Here is a 2,502-nt window from a genome sequence, read left to right on the forward strand (position 1 = left end):
GGCGTCACCGACGCGACACCCGACTTCGAAGTCAGTGACATCGTGAAATTGCTGGCGGCACACCGGCGCGGCGAGCTGCGTCAGCGCGTGCACTGCCTGGCGCCTGGCAAGCGCATCCTGCACGACGGCGATCTCGACCTCGACGAACTGACCGCGTGGATCGCCGACCGCCACGCCGCCGACGCTCCTGTCGCGGTGCACTGCGTGACGGCCGCCCAGCTTGTCGTGACGCTCTCAGCGCTGCGCGCGGCGGGCACTCACCCGGACGACCGTATCGAACACGCGGCCGTCGTGCCTGATGACAACATCGCCGACCTGGTCGACCTTGGTGTCATGGTGGTGACCCAGCCCAACTTCATCGCCGAGCGCGGCGACCATTACCTGGCCGACATCCCGGCCGACGAACACCACGAGTTGTGGCGGCTGGCCTCGCTGCGCAGCGCTGGGGTGAAGGTCGCGCTGTCTACCGACATGCCCTTCGGCAAAGGCGATCCGTGGGCCAGCATGCGGGCCGCAGTTCGCCGCACCACTGCAACCGGCGCGGTACTCGGTCCTGATGAATGTGTCTCGGCGCGTGAGGCTTTTACGATGTTCTTCGGGACGTCGGGCAACCCGGCCGAAGCGCGGCGCATACAACGCGGCCAACCCGGGGACCTCTGCGTACTGGTCGCTCCGCCGAACGTGCTGCTCGACGAATTCGATGCCGAGATGGTCGCCGCCACCGTCGTCGCAGGTGAGATCGTCTTCGAACGGGCTTGAGTTTCCCGCCGGTGGCGAATCGCGGGCGCCTGAGCCGGTCATCCTCCGGAGACCAATGAGACGCACGAATTTCGTACTGACGGGCGCACGCGGTGGCCAGGTCCGCGGAGGAGACTGCTGTTGAGACTCAATCAACCGATCAACGGGGAGGTCTTCGTGACTTACGCGGTGGGGCGTCCGGAATCACTGTTCGCCGACCCTTCGAAACTCTTGCCACACAAATGGAAGGCATTGCTGGCCTCCGGGGTGTTGGCGATCGTCCTCGGCGCACTGATGTTGATGTGGCCAGGCAAGACGGTCCTTGTCGCCACGGTCCTGTTCGGCTTGTATCTGCTTGTTGTCGGCGGCGCACAACTGTTCATCGCGATGGCATCCGAAATATCGGGGGGTGGTCGCGCCGTGCTCTTCATAAGCGGCGCCGTCTCGGTAATCCTTGCCGTGCTGACCTTCCGCTACTTTGGCGAGCCGTTCGCGATCCTGCTGTTTGCCGTCTACATCGGAATCAGCTTCATCATCAGAGGAGTCGCGACGACGGTCGCGGCGATCAGCGACGCCGAAGCGCCAGCGCGCGGCTGGGACATCTTCTTCGGAATCGTATCCGTGCTGGCCGGCATCATCATGATGCTGCTGCCTGCCACGTCGATCGTGACGCTCGCCGTGGTCACCAGCGCATTCCTGGTCGCCCTCGGTGTCTTCGAGATCGTGTCGGCGTTCCAGACGCGGCGCGAAAGTGGCGAAATACCGGTGAAAGTGGGCGCGCCGAGAGCGGCGTAGCGAGCCACCTTCACCTCACCGCCGCCGAGCACTGCGTTCGGCGGCGGTGATTCCTGTGCTGCTCGAGCTCAACGGCATCCGAGCCCTGCTCCACCGACGGGCGCGGTTAGGTCGCTGCAGGCTCGAACGTGCGTCGCAGCAGTGCGCACTGGCTCTTGAAGAACGACTGCGACACTTGGGCTTTGGGCACGATCCCGTCGAAGCCGTGGAATGCGCCAGGGACGACGTCGACTTCGCACGGCACACCTGCGGCCTTCAGTCGCTCGGCGTAGGCAAGGTCCTCGTCGTGAAACAGGTCGAACGTGCCGACACCCAGCCACGCAGGCGGCAACCCACTGAGGTCCTCGCGCCGTGCGGGCACGGCCACCGCCGGGTCCGCGCCGCCGAGGTAGGCCATCCACCCGTACTTGTTACTGGTTTGGTTCCACAGCCGAAGTCCGGGATTCTCCAGACCTTTACGGTCGACGGTGCGGTCGTCGAGCATCGGGTACACCAATAGTTGTGCGGCAAGGTTGATTTCGCCGCGGTCCCTGGTGAGCAGAGCCAGCGCTGCGGCAAGGCCGCCGCCCCCACTGGCACCCCCGATCGCCACTCGTGACGGATCGACCGACGGCAATCGAACCAACCACTGCAGCGCCGAATAGCAGTCCTCCACCGGTGCGGGGTAGGGATGTTCCGGCGCGAGCCGGTAGTCCACCGACGCGACCGTCGCGCCGAGTTTGCGGGCGTAGCGCCGACACAGTACGTCGTCCTGTGCCGCTTTCCCGATCACGTACCCGCCGCCGTGGATCCACAACAGCGCCGGAGCCTGACCCGTCACGCCTGGAGGACGGAACAGGCGAATTCCGACCCCCGAAGCCAGGGTCAATACGTCGACGTCCTTGGGATTCCGGCGCCACATCAGGCGCTCGGCCGCGCGGATGAACGGCACCGTGACGGGTGTGACGATCTGTTTGGGCAGACGCTGGG

General features: G+C 65.4%; 3 protein-coding genes. 2 read left to right on the top strand and 1 reads right to left on the bottom strand.

Going from position 1 to position 2,502, the window contains the following annotated elements:
- Together QOH60_RS05765 and QOH60_RS05770 are read left to right on the top strand one after the other, a co-directional pair.
- The coding region (locus tag QOH60_RS05765) for an amidohydrolase family protein (protein ID WP_526418038.1) at positions 1 to 759 on the top strand (759 nt) is incomplete at its 5' end.
- Positions 760 to 915: 156 nt separating this feature from the next.
- Positions 916 to 1,533, top strand: a complete 618-nt coding sequence (locus tag QOH60_RS05770) for an HdeD family acid-resistance protein (RefSeq protein ID WP_526418040.1) — start codon at positions 916 to 918, stop codon at positions 1,531 to 1,533.
- 106 nt (positions 1,534 to 1,639) lie between these two features.
- Here the strand turns inward: QOH60_RS05770 and QOH60_RS05775 are convergent, their stop codons facing one another.
- Positions 1,640 to 2,494 (bottom strand): alpha/beta hydrolase, encoded by an 855-nt coding sequence (locus QOH60_RS05775; protein ID WP_526418042.1) that lies wholly within the window; start codon positions 2,492 to 2,494, stop codon positions 1,640 to 1,642.
- Positions 2,495 to 2,502 lie beyond the last annotated feature (8 nt).

Origin of the sequence: Mycobacterium sp., assembly GCF_032159765.1 — a bacterium.
Classification (GTDB): domain Bacteria; phylum Actinomycetota; class Actinomycetes; order Mycobacteriales; family Mycobacteriaceae; genus Mycobacterium.